The organism is Seongchinamella sediminis (assembly GCF_003457605.1).
In the GTDB taxonomy this organism is placed as follows: Bacteria; Pseudomonadota; Gammaproteobacteria; order Pseudomonadales; family Halieaceae; genus Halioglobus; species Halioglobus sediminis.
In genome coordinates, this window is record NZ_QRAN01000004.1 from 191,676 (window position 1) to 207,634 (window position 15,959).

The 15,959-nt window shown below is 61.6% G+C and carries 15 protein-coding genes and 3 tRNA genes; 11 read left to right on the forward strand and 7 right to left on the reverse strand.

All coding sequences use genetic code 11. The annotated features are described in order from the left end of the window. The first annotated feature begins 155 nt into the window (after positions 1-155). Together DWB85_RS05505 and DWB85_RS05510 are read left to right on the forward strand one after the other, a co-directional pair. Positions 156-626, forward strand: a complete 471-nt coding sequence (locus DWB85_RS05505; RefSeq protein WP_117953207.1) for a DUF1289 domain-containing protein — start codon at positions 156-158, stop codon at positions 624-626. Further along, positions 623-1,237, forward strand: a complete 615-nt coding sequence (locus DWB85_RS05510; protein ID WP_117953208.1) for a MiaE family protein — start codon at positions 623-625, stop codon at positions 1,235-1,237. The genes DWB85_RS05505 and DWB85_RS05510 overlap by 4 nt, the downstream gene beginning before the upstream one ends. 38 nt (positions 1,238-1,275) lie before the next feature. Here the strand turns inward: DWB85_RS05510 and DWB85_RS05515 are convergent, their stop codons facing one another. Beyond that, positions 1,276-1,992, reverse strand: coding sequence for a UDP-2,3-diacylglucosamine diphosphatase (locus tag DWB85_RS05515; RefSeq protein WP_117953209.1), 717 nt, complete (start codon positions 1,990-1,992; stop codon positions 1,276-1,278). After that, a complete protein-coding gene (locus tag DWB85_RS05520; protein WP_117953210.1) occupies positions 1,993-2,490 on the reverse strand; it encodes a peptidylprolyl isomerase in 498 nt (165 codons plus the stop codon). Between the two features lie 192 nt (positions 2,491-2,682). On the opposite strand from DWB85_RS05520, the gene DWB85_RS05525 reads away from it, so the two are divergent. Both DWB85_RS05525 and cysS read left to right on the forward strand, forming a co-directional pair. Further along, on the forward strand, positions 2,683-4,341 hold the full coding sequence (locus tag DWB85_RS05525; protein WP_117953211.1) for a glutamine--tRNA ligase/YqeY domain fusion protein: 1,659 nt from the start codon (positions 2,683-2,685) through the stop codon (positions 4,339-4,341). 78 nt (positions 4,342-4,419) lie between these two features. Beyond that, complete coding sequence (gene cysS / locus DWB85_RS05530) at positions 4,420-5,796, forward strand: cysteine--tRNA ligase (RefSeq protein ID WP_117953212.1); 1,377 nt, start codon at positions 4,420-4,422, stop codon at positions 5,794-5,796. Positions 5,797-5,849: 53 nt separating this feature from the next. On the opposite strand, the gene DWB85_RS05535 is transcribed toward cysS, so the two are convergent. Continuing rightward, a complete protein-coding gene (locus DWB85_RS05535; RefSeq protein ID WP_117953213.1) occupies positions 5,850-7,073 on the reverse strand; it encodes an aminotransferase class I/II-fold pyridoxal phosphate-dependent enzyme in 1,224 nt (407 codons plus the stop codon). 333 nt (positions 7,074-7,406) lie between these two features. After that, the gene (gene folD / locus DWB85_RS05540) at positions 7,407-8,252 is read right to left on the reverse strand and encodes a bifunctional methylenetetrahydrofolate dehydrogenase/methenyltetrahydrofolate cyclohydrolase FolD (protein WP_117953214.1); all 846 of its coding nucleotides are present in this window, start codon (positions 8,250-8,252) and stop codon (positions 7,407-7,409) included. A gap of 77 nt (positions 8,253-8,329) precedes the next feature. Here folD and DWB85_RS19840 point away from each other — a divergent pair, with 77 nt between their 5' ends. From DWB85_RS19840 to DWB85_RS05555, 4 genes are all read left to right on the forward strand, one after another. Beyond that, positions 8,330-8,452: a hypothetical protein gene (locus DWB85_RS19840; protein WP_275399755.1), complete on the forward strand. Its 123-nt coding sequence runs from the start codon at positions 8,330-8,332 to the stop codon at positions 8,450-8,452. A 35-nt stretch (positions 8,453-8,487) separates the two neighbouring features. Continuing rightward, positions 8,488-8,564, forward strand: a tRNA-Pro gene (locus DWB85_RS05545). Between the two features lie 49 nt (positions 8,565-8,613). After that, positions 8,614-8,689: transfer RNA gene (locus DWB85_RS05550), tRNA-His, on the forward strand. A 29-nt stretch (positions 8,690-8,718) separates the two neighbouring features. Beyond that, positions 8,719-8,795, forward strand: a tRNA-Arg gene (locus tag DWB85_RS05555). A gap of 83 nt (positions 8,796-8,878) precedes the next feature. Here DWB85_RS05555 and DWB85_RS05560 read toward each other — a convergent pair. Genes DWB85_RS05560 through DWB85_RS05570 form a run of 3 tightly spaced genes read right to left on the reverse strand, consistent with a single transcriptional unit; the run spans position 8,879 to position 12,263 of the window. After that, a complete protein-coding gene (locus tag DWB85_RS05560) occupies positions 8,879-10,282 on the reverse strand; it encodes a phosphotransferase family protein (protein ID WP_239017228.1) in 1,404 nt (467 codons plus the stop codon). Then, positions 10,282-11,547 carry an acyl-CoA dehydrogenase family protein gene (locus tag DWB85_RS05565; protein ID WP_117953215.1) on the reverse strand — a complete coding sequence of 422 codons (1,266 nt, stop codon included), beginning with the start codon at positions 11,545-11,547 and terminating at the stop codon, positions 10,282-10,284. The genes DWB85_RS05560 and DWB85_RS05565 overlap by 1 nt, the downstream gene beginning before the upstream one ends. A 59-nt stretch (positions 11,548-11,606) precedes the next feature. Then, on the reverse strand, positions 11,607-12,263 hold the full coding sequence (locus DWB85_RS05570; protein WP_162846020.1) for a TetR/AcrR family transcriptional regulator: 657 nt from the start codon (positions 12,261-12,263) through the stop codon (positions 11,607-11,609). 202 nt (positions 12,264-12,465) lie between these two features. Here DWB85_RS05570 and DWB85_RS05575 point away from each other — a divergent pair, with 202 nt between their 5' ends. The 3 genes from DWB85_RS05575 to DWB85_RS05585 all read left to right on the forward strand — a co-directional run bounded on the left by DWB85_RS05575 (position 12,466) and on the right by DWB85_RS05585 (position 15,941). Further along, positions 12,466-13,314: an SDR family NAD(P)-dependent oxidoreductase gene (locus DWB85_RS05575; protein ID WP_117953217.1), complete on the forward strand. Its 849-nt coding sequence runs from the start codon at positions 12,466-12,468 to the stop codon at positions 13,312-13,314. 75 nt (positions 13,315-13,389) lie between these two features. After that, a complete protein-coding gene (locus DWB85_RS05580; RefSeq protein WP_117953218.1) occupies positions 13,390-14,550 on the forward strand; it encodes a sulfotransferase family protein in 1,161 nt (386 codons plus the stop codon). After that, entirely contained in the window at positions 14,547-15,941 is a 1,395-nt protein-coding gene (locus DWB85_RS05585; RefSeq protein WP_133300568.1) for a hypothetical protein, read from the forward strand. Before DWB85_RS05580 ends, DWB85_RS05585 begins: the two co-directional genes overlap by 4 nt. Positions 15,942-15,959: the final 18 nt, after the last annotated feature.

Below are 15,959 nucleotides of genomic sequence, written 5' to 3' on the forward strand. Positions count from 1 at the left end.
GCCGCGGGCGGGGGTATGGCACGCGGCTCCTGTGGAGAAAAATCGGCGCGAATTATAGCCCACGCCTGAAATAAGATAAATGAATTGGCTCCTATATCGTGCATTCACCCGGGTGATATTCTACACTCCCGGGCCAGGCTCCCAATCCGCTTTCCATGCTCGACAGTCCCGTAAAAACTCCCTGTATAGGCGTCTGCTCCACCGGCATCGGCGACACCGTGTGCCGCGGCTGCAAGCGTTTCAGCCACGAGGTGATTCACTGGAACAGTTACAGTCCCGCGCAGAAGCGCATCATCGACGATCGCCTGGCCGGTTTCCTGTCCCAGTGTGTGAGCAACAAGCTGCGGGTGACCGACAGGGCCCTGCTCAAATGGCAACTGCAGGTGCAGAATATCCGCCATGTGGCGCACCACGACGAGTACTGCTGGGTGTTCAGTGTGCTCAAGGCCGGGGCAGGGCAGATAGACAACACCCGCGACTTCGGTTTTGCCGTTGACCTGCGCTACTGCGAGCTGTCCCTGGTGGAGCTGCGCGAGCAGGTCGATGCCGAGTACCTGCTGCTGTCCCAGGCCCACTACGACCGCTATATCGCCATGCCAGACCTGTTTTCCGGAACCATTGAATGACTACTGCCGTCGATATCAGCCCGATACTGGATTTCCTCGCCTGTCCCACGCCCCGGGCCTGGGTGGACTGGGCGCTGGAGAATCCCGAGATCCTGCTGGTGGACCACGCCAATTGCGAGAAAAAAGCCGCTTCCACGGCGCTGAACCTGATGTACCGCTATGTGGAGCATTACCGGCTGCTGAACAAGCTGTCGCGGCTGGCGCGGGAGGAGTTGCGCCATTTTGAGCAGGTGATCGCGATTATGAAAAAGCGCAAGGTGGCCTACCCGCAGATTGCCGCGGCGCGCTATGCCGGGGAACTGCGCAAGCCGGTGCGTACCCACGAGCCGGGCAAGCTGGTTGACACCCTGATTGTGGGGGCCATCATCGAGGCCCGCTCCTGTGAGCGTTTTGCCTGTATCGCCCCGGAACTGGACGGGGAACTGGCGGGGTTTTACCGCTCCCTGCTGAAGTCCGAGTCGCGCCACTTTGCCGATTATCTGGCACTGGCCGAGGAGGCGGGGTCGGCTGACGAGGTGGCGCAGCGCCTGCCGCTATTCCTGCAGCTGGAGCGGCAGCTGATCGAGTCACCGGACTCGGAATTTCGTTTTCACAGCGGTGTGCCGGGCTGACACGCTCTCTCGGGATGGTCTTAAGTTATTCTTCTAACTTACTGATCAATATCGAATTCAATAAGCTCGAAACCACTTGAGCTTGCCTCCATGTACCAGCCTGTGGCCGCCCAGTCACCGAGTACCACGCGCTCCCCACAGGCGACTTCGTGCCGTGCCGGGCGGTGGGTATGGCCGTGAATCAGCAGGCTGACATCGGCCTCCAGCATTACCCGGTCCACCTCTGAGGGGGTGACGTCCATGATGTCCTCGGCCTTGTTGGAGCTGGCGTCCTTGCTGGCGGCGCGCAAGCGGGCCGCCAGCCCGCGGCGCTCCTCCAGGCTGCTGGCCAGCAACTGGGCCTGCCACTCGGGGCTGCGGACCATGGCGCGAAATTTCATGTATTCGGCATCGCCGGTACACAGGCTGTCGCCGTGCAGCAGCAGCGTGGGCCGGCCATAGACGCTGATGATGCTGGGGTCGGGCAGCAACTCGGCGCCCACCCTGGCGCAGAAATCCTCTCCCAGCAGGAAATCCCGGTTGCCCACCATCAGGTATAAGGCCGGGCCGGCAGCGGTAAATGCCTGGAACAGCCCTGCGACCTCGGCCGCCAGTGGCGCATCGTCGTCATCACCGACCCAGGCCTCGAAGATATCCCCGAGGATGTAGAGCGCGTCGCAATCGTGGTTTTTTTGCAGGAAGTCCGCCAGGGCCGCTGTGACGGCGGGCCTGGCGGGGTCCAGGTGGATATCCGAGATGAAGAGGGTGCGGGACACTTAGTCGGCGATGACTTCCACGGTCTCGATGATCACCGGGTCCCTGGGTACGTCCTGGTGGCCGCCGGTGGAACCGGTGGGCACGGCGCGGATCCTGTCCAGCACCTCGGCGCCTTCGGTGATCTTGCCGAAGACGGTGTAGCCCCAGCCCTGCATGTTCTTGCCCGAGTGATTGAGGAAGTCATTGTCCTTCACGTTGATAAAGAACTGGGCAGTGGCGGAGTGAGGGTCCATGGTGCGGGCCATGGCGATAGTGCCGAAATCGTTCTTGAGGCCATTGTCAGCCTCGTTCTCGATGGGCTCGCCAGTGGGCTTTTGCTGCATGTCGGTGTCGAAACCGCCGCCCTGGATCATGAAATTGTCGATGACGCGGTGGAAGATGGTGCCGTCATAAAAGCCGTCGCGGGCGTAGTTGAGGAAGTTTTCCACGGTCTTGGGCGCTTTTTCAGCATCCAGTTCCAGTTTGATTTCACCGAAAGTGGTGCGAATGATAACCATATGTCCGTCCCTGTGGGTCTTTGTCTAGCGGGTCGGCAATGATACGGGCTTTTATCGCGCAGGAAAACAAGATTAGCGCCGGTCGCCCTACAATTGCGGCCTGATTCACAAAGACGGTAGCAATTGGCTTAAAGCGGCCCCGGTTCGCAGCTATAATACGCGCCTTTTGCCAGTCCAGGCCCGGTAGGAACTATGGAAACGACCCCCGCCAGTAACTTTTTACAGACCATCATCAGGGATGACCTCGCCAGCGGCCGGGTCACCGAGGTGGTCACCCGCTTCCCGCCGGAGCCCAACGGCTACCTGCATATCGGCCATGCCAAGTCGATCAGCGTCAATTTTGGCCTCGCCGAGGCCAATGGCGGGCGCTGCAACCTGCGCTTCGATGACACCAACCCGGAGAAAGAGAGCCAGGAATTTATCGAGTCCATCCAGGAGGATGTGCGCTGGCTGGGCTACCAGTGGCATGGGAAGGTGCGTTTTGCCTCGGCCTATTTCCAGCAGCTCTATGACTGGGCGGTGTACCTGGTGGAGCAGGGCAGGGCCTATGTTTGCGACCTCAACGGCGAGCAGGCCCGGGAGTACCGCGGCACCCTGACCGAGCCCGGGCGCAACAGCCCCTACCGCGAGCGCAGCGTGGCAGAAAACCTGGACCTGCTGCAACGGATGAAGGCGGGGGAGTTCGACGAGGGGCAGAAGGTGCTGCGGGCCAAAATCGACATGGCCTCGCCCAATATGAACATGCGCGACCCCATCCTCTACCGCATCCGCAAGGTCGCTCACCACCAGACGGGCACTGACTGGGTGATTTACCCCACCTACGACTTCGCCCACGGCCAGGAGGATGCCATCGAGGGCGTTACCCACTCGATCTGTACCCTGGAGTTTGAGGACCACCGGCCGCTGTACGACTGGTTTATCGATAACCTGCCGGTGCAGAGCCGCCCGCGCCAGTATGAGTTTGGCCGCCTCAATCCCAGCTATACCATCACCAGCAAGCGCAAGCTGAAATTGCTGGTCGACGAGGGCGTTGTCGCCGGCTGGGATGATCCGCGCATGCCCACCGTGTCCGGCATGCGCCGCCGTGGCTATACCCCGGCCGCGATCCGCAAGTTCTGCGACATGATCGGCACCACCCGCTCCGACGGCGTGGTCGATGTGGCCATGCTGGAGTTTGCGATTCGCGAGGACCTGAACGAGAATGCGCCCCGGGCGATGGCGGTACTCAATCCATTGAAGGTGGTGCTCACAGACTACCCGGAAGACAAGGTGGAAGCATTGTCCGCCCCGCACCATCCCTCCCGGGAGGACCTGGGCGAGCGCCAGCTGCCCTTTACCCGCGAACTGTATATAGATGCCGACGATTTCCGCGAGGAGGCCAACCGCAAGTACAAGCGGCTGGTGCTGGGCAAGCGGGTGCGGCTGCGCCACGCCTATGTGATCGAGGCGGACGAGGTGATCAGGGACGCCGACGGCACTATTGTCGAGATTCACGCCCACACCATCGCCAATACCATTGGCGAGAACCCGGAGGATGGCGTCAAGCCCAAGGGCGTAATCCAGTGGGTCTCCGCCAGTCACGGCAGGCGCGCCGAGGTGCGGCTGTACGATCGGCTGTTCAATCACGAATCGCCGGACCGCGCCGAGGGCGAGTTCATGGACCACCTGAACCCGGAATCACTGCAGGTAGTGGAACAGGCCTGGATCGAGCCCGCGCTGGTCAATGCCCGGCCCGAGCAGGGCTTCCAGTTCGAGCGCGAGGGTTACTTTGTGGCCGACCGCTATGAGCACAGCGCCGAGCAGCCGGTGTTCAACAAGACCATCGGCCTGCGTGACACCTGGAGCGACTGATCCATTCACCGTCATCCCAACCCCACCCATCGTCATCCCGGCGCAAGCCGGGATCCAGCAACCACCGGAATAAAAGCCATGTCCCTAAAGCTCTACAACACCATGAGCGGCGAAAAAGAGCTATTCAAGCCTCTGGTTCCCGACACCGTCACCATGTACGTGTGCGGCCCCACGGTCTACAATCTGGCCCATATCGGCAACGCCCGTCCGGTGGTGGTGTTCGATACCCTGTTCCGCCTGCTGCAAACCCACTACGGCAAGGTGGTCTACGCTCGCAACATTACCGACGTGGATGACAAGATTATCGCCGCGGCGAAGGAGGGCGACCGCAGTATCGAGTCGGTCACCGCGGAATACACCGCCAAGTATCGCGAGGACATGGCGGCGCTCAATGCCCTGCAGCCCACCCTGGAACCCCACGCCACCCACAATATCGATGCCATGATCGCGCTGACGCAGGCCCTGATCGACAAGGGTCACGCCTACGAATCCCAGGGCCATGTGCTGTTTGCGGTGGATTCCATGGAGGATTATGGCAAGCTCTCCGGGCGTTCCCTGGACGACATGCTGGCGGGTGCCCGGGTCGAGGTGGCGGACTACAAGCGCCACCCGGGAGACTTTGTGCTGTGGAAGCCCGCCGACGCCGCCGACCCGGGCTGGGACAGCCCCTGGGGCCGTGGACGGCCCGGCTGGCACCTGGAATGCTCGGCCATGATTCGCGCCCACCTGGGTGAGACCATTGATATTCACGGCGGCGGTCGCGACCTGATTTTTCCGCACCACGAGAACGAAATCGCCCAGAGCCGCTGCGCCCATGGCGGCGACTACGTGCGCTACTGGATGCACAACGCCTACCTGGATATCGACGGCGAGAAAATGTCCAAATCGCTGGGCAACTTCCGTACCGTGCGCGACCTGCTGCAGAGCTACCGCGGCGAAGTGCTGCGCTTTGCCCTCCTGTCCGCCCATTACCGTTCGCCGCTGAATTTTTCAGCGGAACTGCTGGACCAGGCCCAGGCCACCCTGGACAGTCTCTACAGCACCCTGCGCGAGGTGGAGGATATCGAACTGGATATGGATGTGCCTCTGGCGGACGAGGCCTTTTACCAGGCCCTCAACGACGATCTCAACACGCCGGTAGCCATTGCCGAGATCCATGCCCTGGCGAAACAGCTGCACAAGGCTGCGGATGCGGACAAGCCGGCACTCAAGGCGCGAATGCTTGCCGCCGGCAACCTGCTGGGGATTCTGGGCCAGGGCCCGCAGCAGTGGTTGCAGGACGCGGGGGCCGACGACGCCATTTCCGCCGAGGAGATCGAGGTCCTGATCCAGGCCCGCGCAGATGCCAAGGCCGGCAAGGACTTCGCCCGCGCTGACGAGATCCGCGCGGAGTTGCAGGCCCGCGGCGTGGTGCTGGAGGATTCCCGCGAGGGAACCAAGTGGAAGCGGGCGTAGGGACAGCCCTCACCCGCAATACAGAGACGCGGCAGCAATCACTGCCGCAGCGTTCAGGCCAGGCCGGTGGCTTTCAGCGCCGCCTCCAGCTGCCCCCAGCGCTGTTCCAGGCTGCCGCTATAACCCACCGCCATACGTACCAGCCCCGGCGAGATAGCTGCAGCGGCCAGTGCCTCGTCGGGCATCTCGCTGGAAGTGCTGGATGCCGAGCAGGACATCAGGGTGTCGAAGTAACCGAGGCTGACCGCTACATACCCAAACTGGTGCTCATTCTGCAGGGTGTTCATCAGCGCCATGGCCCTCGCCTCGCTGCCCGCGTCGATGGTGAGCAGGCCGCCGTAGCCGAACTCGGGATTGTGCAGCCTGCCCAGCAGCGCGTGGTCCGGGTGGGCTGCCAGGCCAGGGTACATGACCGGGACCCCCAGGGCAGCGGTGCGCTCGGCCAGGGCCAGGCAGCGTTCGCTGTGCGCCTTCATTCGCAGTGGAAGGTGTGGCAGACGCAGGGATATGTCTGCGGCAATGCGCGGGTCCAGGGTCGGGCCGAGAATCATCAGGGGACCGGTGTGCAGGTCCATCAGGCTGCCGATGAACTCGCTGCTCGCACAGACCGCACCACCGATCAGGTCCGAGGCTCCGCCAATAAACTTGGTCATGCTGTGTACCACGATGTCGGCCCCCAGTGGTGCGGGAGAGATGAGCAGCGGCGCAAAGGTGTTGTCTACCACCAGTGGCAGTCCCGCTTCGTGCGCCAGCGCAGCCAGCGCGGGTATATCCGCCACCCTCAGGGTCGGGTTGGACATGCTCTCCACGTAGATCAGGCGGGTGCGTTCACTGATGGCCTCGCGCACGGCTTGCAGCCTGGTACTGTCCACAAAACTGGTAGTGACTCCGGTTTTCAGTGGCATGAAATCATGTAGCAGTGCCCAGGTGCCGCCGTAAATGGTATTGCTGGCAACCACGTGATCGCCGGCATTGCACAGGGCCATGATTACCGCGGAAATGGCGCCCATGCCGCTGGCGCTGCAATAAGCGGCCTCCACACCCTCCAGTGCGGCGAGCTGGCGCCCGAGATTGTAGACCGTGGGGTTGAAATGGCGGCCGTAGAGGTAACAGCCGCCTTCTTCGGGACCCTTACGGCCAGCGAAGATATCCGGCATGGTGCTTGAGTCCACCACGGTAAAGGTGGAGCTGGCTTCGATGGACATGTTGACGCCGCCGTGCTCGCCGAACTCGTGGCGCAGGGTGGCCAGGGCTTCTACCGGGCTTTCATGTGTCATTAGTGTGCTCCTGGACTGTCCATGGTAAATGCTTCTCGGTCCTCATCATTGTGCGATAAATTCTGCGAGAATGCTCAATGACGAATGAAGTTCGTCAAGGCCTGGCACCGTCGATGGCACTGGTGAGGACGGGACGACTGGAGCGGCGGGGGTGATTCCCGGCTCCCTCGCCATATCGACCCGCAGGCACTGGGCATTGGTGTGGAGAGCTGATCGCCGTGCGCCGCAGGCAGCACACCGCCGAGGACGTGGCGTCCTTTTACGATTACGTACTCACCTTAGCGCAGGTGGGTCGACGCTCCGGTGAGTGTGGGGCCACCCGGTTGGGAAGAGTTAAGCCAGGCTTTTTTCCCCGGATTCGACGGTCTGGTAGATCAGGGTATTGATGGTCATCGGGCCAACGCCGCCGGGCACCGGGGTATAGGCTGAAGCCTTGTCGCTGAGGGCGGACAGTTCGATGTCGCCGACGCCACCGGGGTGGTAGCCGGCGTCGACCACCACTGCGCCTTCCTTGACCCAGTCCGCCCTGATGAACTCGGGTTTGCCCACGGCGCCGACCAGGATGTCGGCCTGGGCGACCAGGGCCGGGAGATTTTTGGTGCGGGAATGGCAGATGGTGACCGTGGCGTTCTTCTGCAGCAGCATCATCGCCATGGGCTTGCCGAGAATGGGGGAGCGGCCAACCACCACCGCGTGCTTGCCCTCGATCTCGACGCCGTAGTGATCCAGCATGCGCATGATGCCCTGGGGGGTGGCGCAGCCGTAGGCGTCTTCACCCATGGCCATGCGGCCGAAGCCCAGGCAGGTGACGCCGTCCACGTCCTTGCCCAGATCGATGGCGTCAAAGCAGGCGCGCTCGTCGATCTGGGGGGGTACCGGGTGCTGCAGCAGGATGCCGTGGACGTCCGGATTGCTGTTGAGTTCGTCGATTTTCGCCAGCAGTTCTTCGGTGCTGGTGGAGGCGGGCATCTCCACCGCCAGGGAATCCATACCCACCCGGCGACAGGCATTGCCTTTCATCTTCACGTAGGTAGCAGAGGCCGGGTCATCGCCCACCAGGATGGTGGCGAGAATGGGCGTCTTGCCGCCGGACTTCGCTTTCAGGTTTTCCACCCGGGCCAGCAGTTCAGCCTCGGTTTGTGCGGCCAGAGCCTTACCGTCAAGTACCTGTGCAGACATCAATATCTTCCTTTCGATCGGGGGTAGGGGCAAGCGCGCCATTGTCCCAGAAGGGAGGCCTCAGGGAAAGGTGTGCAGTGGCTACTAATACCCCCCGGCAGGGCGCGGCATCGGCGCTGGCAGAGGTGCAGGAAGCGCTGTGTGATCATAGAATTGGCGTTGACGCCTCTGCGGCGGGTGAGTATTATGCGCGCTCCTGAAATCAGGGGCCATCTGGCGCCTTTGAGGGAATCATCGGGGTATAGCGCAGTCTGGTAGCGCGCCTGCTTTGGGAGCAGGATGTCGGGAGTTCGAATCTCTCTACCCCGACCAACTTCCCAGCCACACGGGAAGACGGGTGATTCATTCAGGACCAGCGATGGTGGCCGTAGCTCATCAGGTAGAGCACCGGATTGTGGCTCCGGAGGTGGGGGGTTCGAGACCCCTCGGCCACCCCATTTTCTCGATGCAAGATCGAGCCTTCCCCGGGGGTATAGCTCAGTTGGATAGAGCAACGGCCTTCTAAGCCGTGGGTCGAGGGTTCGAATCCTTCTACCCCCGCCATTAACTCCTTGGTCTGTTCCGGTCGGATAGGTGACATTTTATTCCGGCTGGCCTCATCACTACGTGTCCCCGGTATTCCGGCGTCAGGCCCCCGGCCGCGCAGCGAGGGCGGAGTAGTGGGGCTGGTCTATGGCCAGCTGGCCGGCCACTGTCTGCCGCAGGTGGCCGGCAAGGCCGGGGGTGGTGAGCGGCATGTGCTCTCGCAGCTGCTTGACGAGGCGCCAGCGCAGCACTTCCAGATCTCCGCTGCCCACCAGGTCGAGCAGTCGCTGATGCTCCTGGCTGGCCAGCGCCGGGCCGTGGAGTATTTCGCGCTGGGCGATGCCCAGTGCGTTGGCGGCAACCTTTGCCAGGAAGGCAGGACGGCCTTGTTGCGAGTTCGCGACCTCGTTGCGGAGAAAGCCTCTCACGCTCTCGAGGAGTTCGGCCGGCATCGGGAGTTGCGTGCCGTGGTCCAGCCCCTGTGGCCCGGGAAGCTGGAATGTGCCGGGAATAATCAGGTTCACGCAATCCATTTGCCCCTCGGAGGAACGGCGGCCGATGACCGGGCGCTCCAGGCTGGGTGTTTCCCCGCTGCGCCAGGTGGATGCCATACTCAGGGTTGTTACTGACCACCAGAAAGAGCCGAAAACTTGCCAGAAAGTGAGGTCTGAGCGCGACAGCTCAATACCGGACACTGCCTGGTAGCCGGCCACCAGGTCGTTCAAGGAGCCAAAACCGCCGACCGGAAGTTCTGTCCGGCCGAAGCGCCAGGAATTCACACAGAGCCAGCCCAGATCCCGGAGCGGATCCCCGATATGGGCGATTTCCCAGTCCAGTACGGCGCGGATACCGTCCTCGCCAATCATCAGGTTGCCGTTGCGAAAGTCGCCGTGCACGAGGGCAGTGCCGGACTCGGCAGGCAGGTTGTCCAGCAGCCAGCGGGCGCTGAAATCGATCATCGGCTGTGGTACATCCAGTGCCCTGTATACCTCCCAGGTGTCCACAACCAGTTGCTCGGGGGTGTAAGTGGGCAGCAGTTGCCGCAAGCTTGCGTCCAGCTCGATGCTATGAACGCGGGCAAGCGCCTCGCCGCACTGGCGAGCGAGTCGGGGTCGAACCTGCGCCAGTGCCTCGGCGTTAACAATGCGCTGGCCGAGCGTTTCACCCTCAAGCCACTCCATCAGGTAGCCTGCACCGAGTCCGTCGCCCGGCTGCAGTACACAGATAACGGCGGGGACCGGAATGCCGGCATTTGCCGCCAGCTGCAGAAGTCGCGCTTCGGTTGCCAGGTCGATGTGGCCGGGAGTGGTTTCACGGTTGACCACAGGCTGGCTGCGACGCAGGGCGATCTTGATCTCGCCCCGCTCGGTGCCGGCCCGGACGCAGAATGTTTCCTGGCTGGCCCCGGCGGTCAGCTGTTCGCAGGCAAGCAGCTTGTCAAAACCGTCGATCTCTCGCGCCAGAACCCCTGCCAGGGCGGCCTGCATGGCCTTGCCAGCGCTCATCAGCTCACTCCCTTGGGTTTTTGCTGGCTCATAAAACCGAACAGGTAGCCGGCTACCCGGCGCATCTGAATTTCATCGGCGCCCTCGGTAATGCGATAGCGACGGTGGTGGCGGTAAATATGCTCGAAGGGCAGGTAACGTGAGTAGCCCATGCCGCCGCATACCTGCATGGCGGTATCGGCGGCCTCGCAGCACAGCCGGTTGGCCTGGTAGTTACAGATGGAGACCTTGTCCGACACACTGAAAGCACCGTCCCTGTCCATCAGCCAGGCAGTCTTGTGAATCAGGGCTCTCAGCATTTCGCAGCGGGCCTGCAGGTCCACCAGTGGGAACTGGATGCCCTGGTTGGTCGCCAGGGGCTTGCCGAAGGGTTTGCGTTCCCTGGCGTAGGTGACCGCCTCATTAACGCAGTACTGTGCCGCTCCCAGACTGGACGCAGCCTGGCGGATCCGGTTCTCGTTGAAGAAGTGCTGGACAACCTGCAGCCCCCGGCCCTCGCCGCCGAAGATCGCCGAGGCGGGTACACGCACCCCAGAGAAACTGACCCGGGCGTGGTCTGTGGGCATATTGAAAGTCCACAGGTATTCCTCGACCTTCACCCCGGGGGCGTCCATCGGAACCAGGAAGGCGGTGATGCCACGGGCGTCGCCCGGGGCCCCCGAGGTGCGCGCCATGACCATGTCGCACTGGGCGCTGTGTACGCCGGTGTTCCAGGTCTTCTCTCCCTGGATGACCCAGTGGTCGCCATCCCGGGTCGCGGTCGTTTCCATATAGGTGGCGTCGGAACCGTGGGCCGGCTCGGTAATGCCGAAGGCAAAGGCGGCGCTGGCATTTTTCAGCCCTTCCAGCCAATGCGCCTGTTGTGCCTCGCTGCCGTATTCCAGCATCAGTAACAGGCCGACATTGTTACCCACGATGGAGTGTTCGTTCTGCAGGTCGTTGTGCAGACCCAGGCCTTTCGCAGCAAGATGCTCTCGAATGATCGCCATACCCAGGTTGCTGCCATCGCGGCCGCCGTATTCCGCGGGAAAAGGGTAGTTGAATATGCCGGACTCAATGGCGAGGTGCTTGGCCTGCGCCAGCAGTGCTTCCCATTCCTGGTTGGGCAAGCCCTGCCTGTCCCAGTCGGTGCGGGCATCTTCGCGGCGGTGATCGAAAAAGCGGATGTTGTCGTTTGTCTGCTCCAGCGGCTTGATTACACTTTCAATGAACTCATCTATTTCCTGGAGGAATTCGACGATTTCTTGCGGGATTTCAAAGTTCATGGGGGATTTCCTCTACCATTAAGAGTCACAGGACCCGCCTCAGCATTGGCGCTGATTTGCTACTCCATGCCGGGGCGACACAGATAGCGCAGCAGCAGCGTGAGGAGTTCTTCCCTGAAAGCGGTCTGCTCCAGCAGCTCCGGTTCCTCCGAACTCACCGACAGTAATACCCCGGACAAGGTGTGGGAAAGCATTCGGCTGAGGCTGTCAATGTCGTCCGTACGCAATCGCTGCCGGTGAAGTTCGAGGAATTCCCGCAGCCAGTCGTCCCAGCCGGGGAAACTCTGCGAAAGTTGCAGGTCGTTGATCTGCCGATGGATGTCAAAGCTGTGCTGGTAGGCCTGGTAGAAGGCCGGGTCCATGCGGTGCAGTATCAGCCGCTGCTCGATTTCCATCGCGATGATAGCGGCCAGCGTGTCCTCCAGTGAGACTCGCGACAGGCGATCAATCTCGCCCAGGCGCTTTACCGCTGCTTCCTTATACTGCCTGACCTGGTCCTGGAACACTTCGGCGAGCACCGCTTCCTTGTTGGGGAAATACTGGTACAGGGAGGCGATGTTGATACCGGCCACATCCGCGATACGCTGGGTGGTCAGTTGTTCGGGGCCTTCCTGTTCGAGGATTTTCAGGCAGGCCTGCTGGATCGCTTCCACCAGCATGACGGAGCGGGACTGCTTGGGCTGTTTTCGCGGCTGTGGCAGGTCGGGCTTGGGCATCGGAATGTAAGCGGCAGTTGAACGTCGCCTGAATGTGCAACAAATAAGCATATAAATCAAGAAGATAGCTATTCAGGCCGATACCGCTAACGCCAGTTGTTCACGGCTTGGCGCGGGTTATATAGTCTGGAAATGGACGCGCTTGCCAGTAGGAGGCACACGCAGCTTATCGCGACAATCAGAAAATCAGAGGAGCTTCAACATGGGAGAACTTGCTGGACGGGTAGCACTGGTAACCGGCGCCAGCCGCGGAATTGGCCGGGCCATTGCCCTGCGCTTCGCGGCCGAGGGTGCTGCGGTGGTGGTCTGTGCCTCCCGCCTGGGGGCTCACGGCGATATGCAGGGCACCCTGGAGGAAACGGTGGATGTGATTGCCTCCGCCGGCGGCAAAGTGGCCGCCCTGGCCTGCAACCTGGCAGACCCCGAGGCACGATCGGACCTGGTCGCACGCGCGAGCGAACACTTTGGCCCGGTGGACGTGCTGGTGAACAACGCCGCGCGGGCGGATTATGAACTGCCCAGCATGAATTCCACGGCCTCGCGTAATCGCGTCTTCGATCTGAACGTCAATGTGCCCGTGGAATTGCTGCAACAGGCTTTGCCTGGCATGCGGGAGAAAGGTGGCGGCTGGTGCCTGAACATTTCCAGCCGCACGGCCGAGCGCGTCGAGCCGCCTTATCCTGATTCGAAAATGGCGGCGCACGTGATCGGCCCCTATGGCGCGACCAAGGCGGCCCTCAATCGCTATACCGTGGCCCTGGCGGACGAACTGGCCGAACATGACATTTTCGTCAACGCCCTTGCGCCCAATAATATTGTGCTCACCAACGTCGGCGCGGCGGTAGAGGATATTGCCCGGCGCCGGCCAGACATGGTGGAACCCATCGAGATGATGGCCGAGGCGGCCCTCGAACTGTGTACCGGTCGCCATGTGGGCGAGGTGGCCTACAGCCGCAACATCATTCACGCCACGGGGCGAAAACTGCATGACCTCAGCGGTACACAGGTCATCGGCGACGCCTTCACCCCCGCCGCGCTCGACGACAGGTAGCAAGGGGGTAAGCAGGCGATAAGCAGCCGCTAACGCCAGTTTTCGGCAGTCTTTCACGCAACCGGGATATGACTTATGTACTTCGATTATGACTACTGGTGGCGGGTCGTCCGCCACGTCTGGGGCCTGCGGGGTTGGGATGGACGCACGCGTATGCTGCTGCGCCTGTTGCTGGTGGTTCCACTGGTGAGCCTGTTCCATGGCCTGTGCTTTATGCTCGACTACCTGCTGTTCTGGCGGCTCTGGTCGCAACGGGTAGAGCAACCGGTCTTTATCGTCGGCCATGGCCGCTCAGGAACAACCCTGATGCACCGGCTGATGAGCGCCGACGGCGAGCGCTTCAGCTATTTTCTGTACTGGGAAATGTTCTTTCCGTCACTGCTGCAGAAAAAGATCATTCGCGGCCTGGGCTGGATCGACGCGAAGTTGCTGCGCGGGTTTGTGCACAACAGGCTAAAAATCTGGGACGACAAGAAGTTCGGGCCCTACCGGCACATGCATTACATGAGCCTGTGGAGTGCCGAGGAAGACTGTTTCGCCATGGGCTCGGCATTTGTCACCCAGCAGTGGTCGCTGGAAATACCGATGATGGATGTGGTGGACTTTTTCCACCTCGACCAGATGGCGGACAAGCGTCGGCGCTGGATGGGGCATTACCGGCAACTGGTCAAGCGCCAGTTACTGCTCAATGGCGGTGACAAGGTGCACCTGTCGAAGAATCCGCTGATGAGTGGCTGGGTCGATTCAATTATCGAAGAGTTCCCGGATGCCCGTATCGTGGTGATGATGCGCGACCCGGCCGAGTGCATACCCAGCTGCCTGAAACTGGTGGAACACAGCTGGAAGGGCAAGGGCTGGCAGCCGGCTGACTACGAGCGTTCGCTGGCCCTGCTGACCGAGGTGTCCTTTGACACGTTTGATAATCCGAAAGCCGTGCTGGCGGCCCATCCGGAAACGCCGCAAACCGTGGTCGATTACCGTGAACTCACCAGTGCACCGCGGGAGACGCTGCTGGCGGTCTACCAGGCACTGGGTATGACGGTCACCGACGAGTTTGACCACTGGCTGCGCCAGCAGGCGGAACGGGAAAAGAAACACAACAGCAAGTTCGAGTATAGTCTGGGCGACTTCCGCCTGAGCCGGGAGGAAATTCGCCAGCGGCTGGATGACTTCTATGAGGTTTACCAGTGGAAATCAGACCCGTACAACGATGAGGTGAAAGAGAGCGAATCATGACACACACAGACAATGACGCCAAAGCAGCAGAACTTGAGTTGAAGGCCGCGTTCGCCGATTTCATGGGTGAGCTGCAGGCCGCCCGGGACACCATCGACAACCCGCGTTACTTCCCCCCGGAGCCGAGTGATCGCAACCTGGCGGAAGGCTATCGCTATCTGTCGGGCTTCATGCACCACGCCATCGAGCGCTGTTTTCACGACGACCCCGATTTCCCCGCGTTTCGCAATACCCTGTCGATCTTCAACAAGTCCACCATCGACAACGCCGACGCGATTTATTTTTATGCCGGCATCGATGGCCGCAAGCGCTATCGCGTCAAGGGCAGGCCGGGTAACCACAGCCACTGGCGCGGCGGTCAGCGCAGCGGCGAGGGGCCCTTTGCCCCGCAGTACCTGATATTCGAGGTCACGTCCGGGCCGATCTCGGGCGACACCGGCAAACTGTCTGAGCTGGTCCCCGGACAGCGGCTCGGATTCGGAACGCTGGATTCATCCACCATCAAAATCGAGAGCGATGGGTCCTTCGAGTTGATCCTCGCGCCGGATCGGCCCGAGGGCTACGAGGGCAACTTTATCTGCACGCGCAAGCCGCCGAGCAAGCGCAATCCCGACGGGGGTGAACGTTTCGCCGATATTGTCAGCGGCCGGCAGCTGTTTTATGACTGGGACCAGGAGGAGGCCATCCACCTGGAGATCGAGTGCCTGGATACCGCCGGTTACCATCCCGAGCCGCTGAGTGCGGCGCAGGTGGCAGCAAACCTGCGCAAGATGGGCGGCATCATTCGCGGCCAGATGCGTTTCTGGCTGGAATTTTATGACGTCGTTCTGAACTGCAACCAGACCCACGAGGACGACGGCCGGCCCTATTTCATGCCGGTCAATGCCTATAACACGCCCAATGCGGCTTCCGGAGATACCGGCGGTGGCATGAGTACCAACATCTATGCTGGCGGTATATACGACCTGGGTGAAGACGAGGCGCTGTTCATCGAAGCCGAGTTCAGCGGTGAACCGGTGTACACCAGCATGCACCTTGGCAACCTGTGGGGGGAATCGCCGGATTACGCCAACCACCAGAGCAGCCTGAACCTCGCCCAGATGCACATCGGCGCCGACGGCAAGCAGCGCTGGGTGGTCGCCCACCGCGATCCCGGTGTGCAGAACTGGGTGGATACCACTGGGCTGCCACGCGGCTATCTCAGTCACCGCTGGGCCTATCCGGAGTTACCGCCAAAGGACCAGTGGCCCAAAATTCAGTGCCGGGTGATTGCCTTCGATGAGATTGAGTCCGCTTTTCCCGAGGACCAGCCGAAGGTGACCCCGGCGCAAAGGCGAGAGGAAATTCGCAAGCGGCAGCGACACGTGCAGCGGCGCTACCGGGTGTTTTAGTGTGGGCAGGCCCCGGCA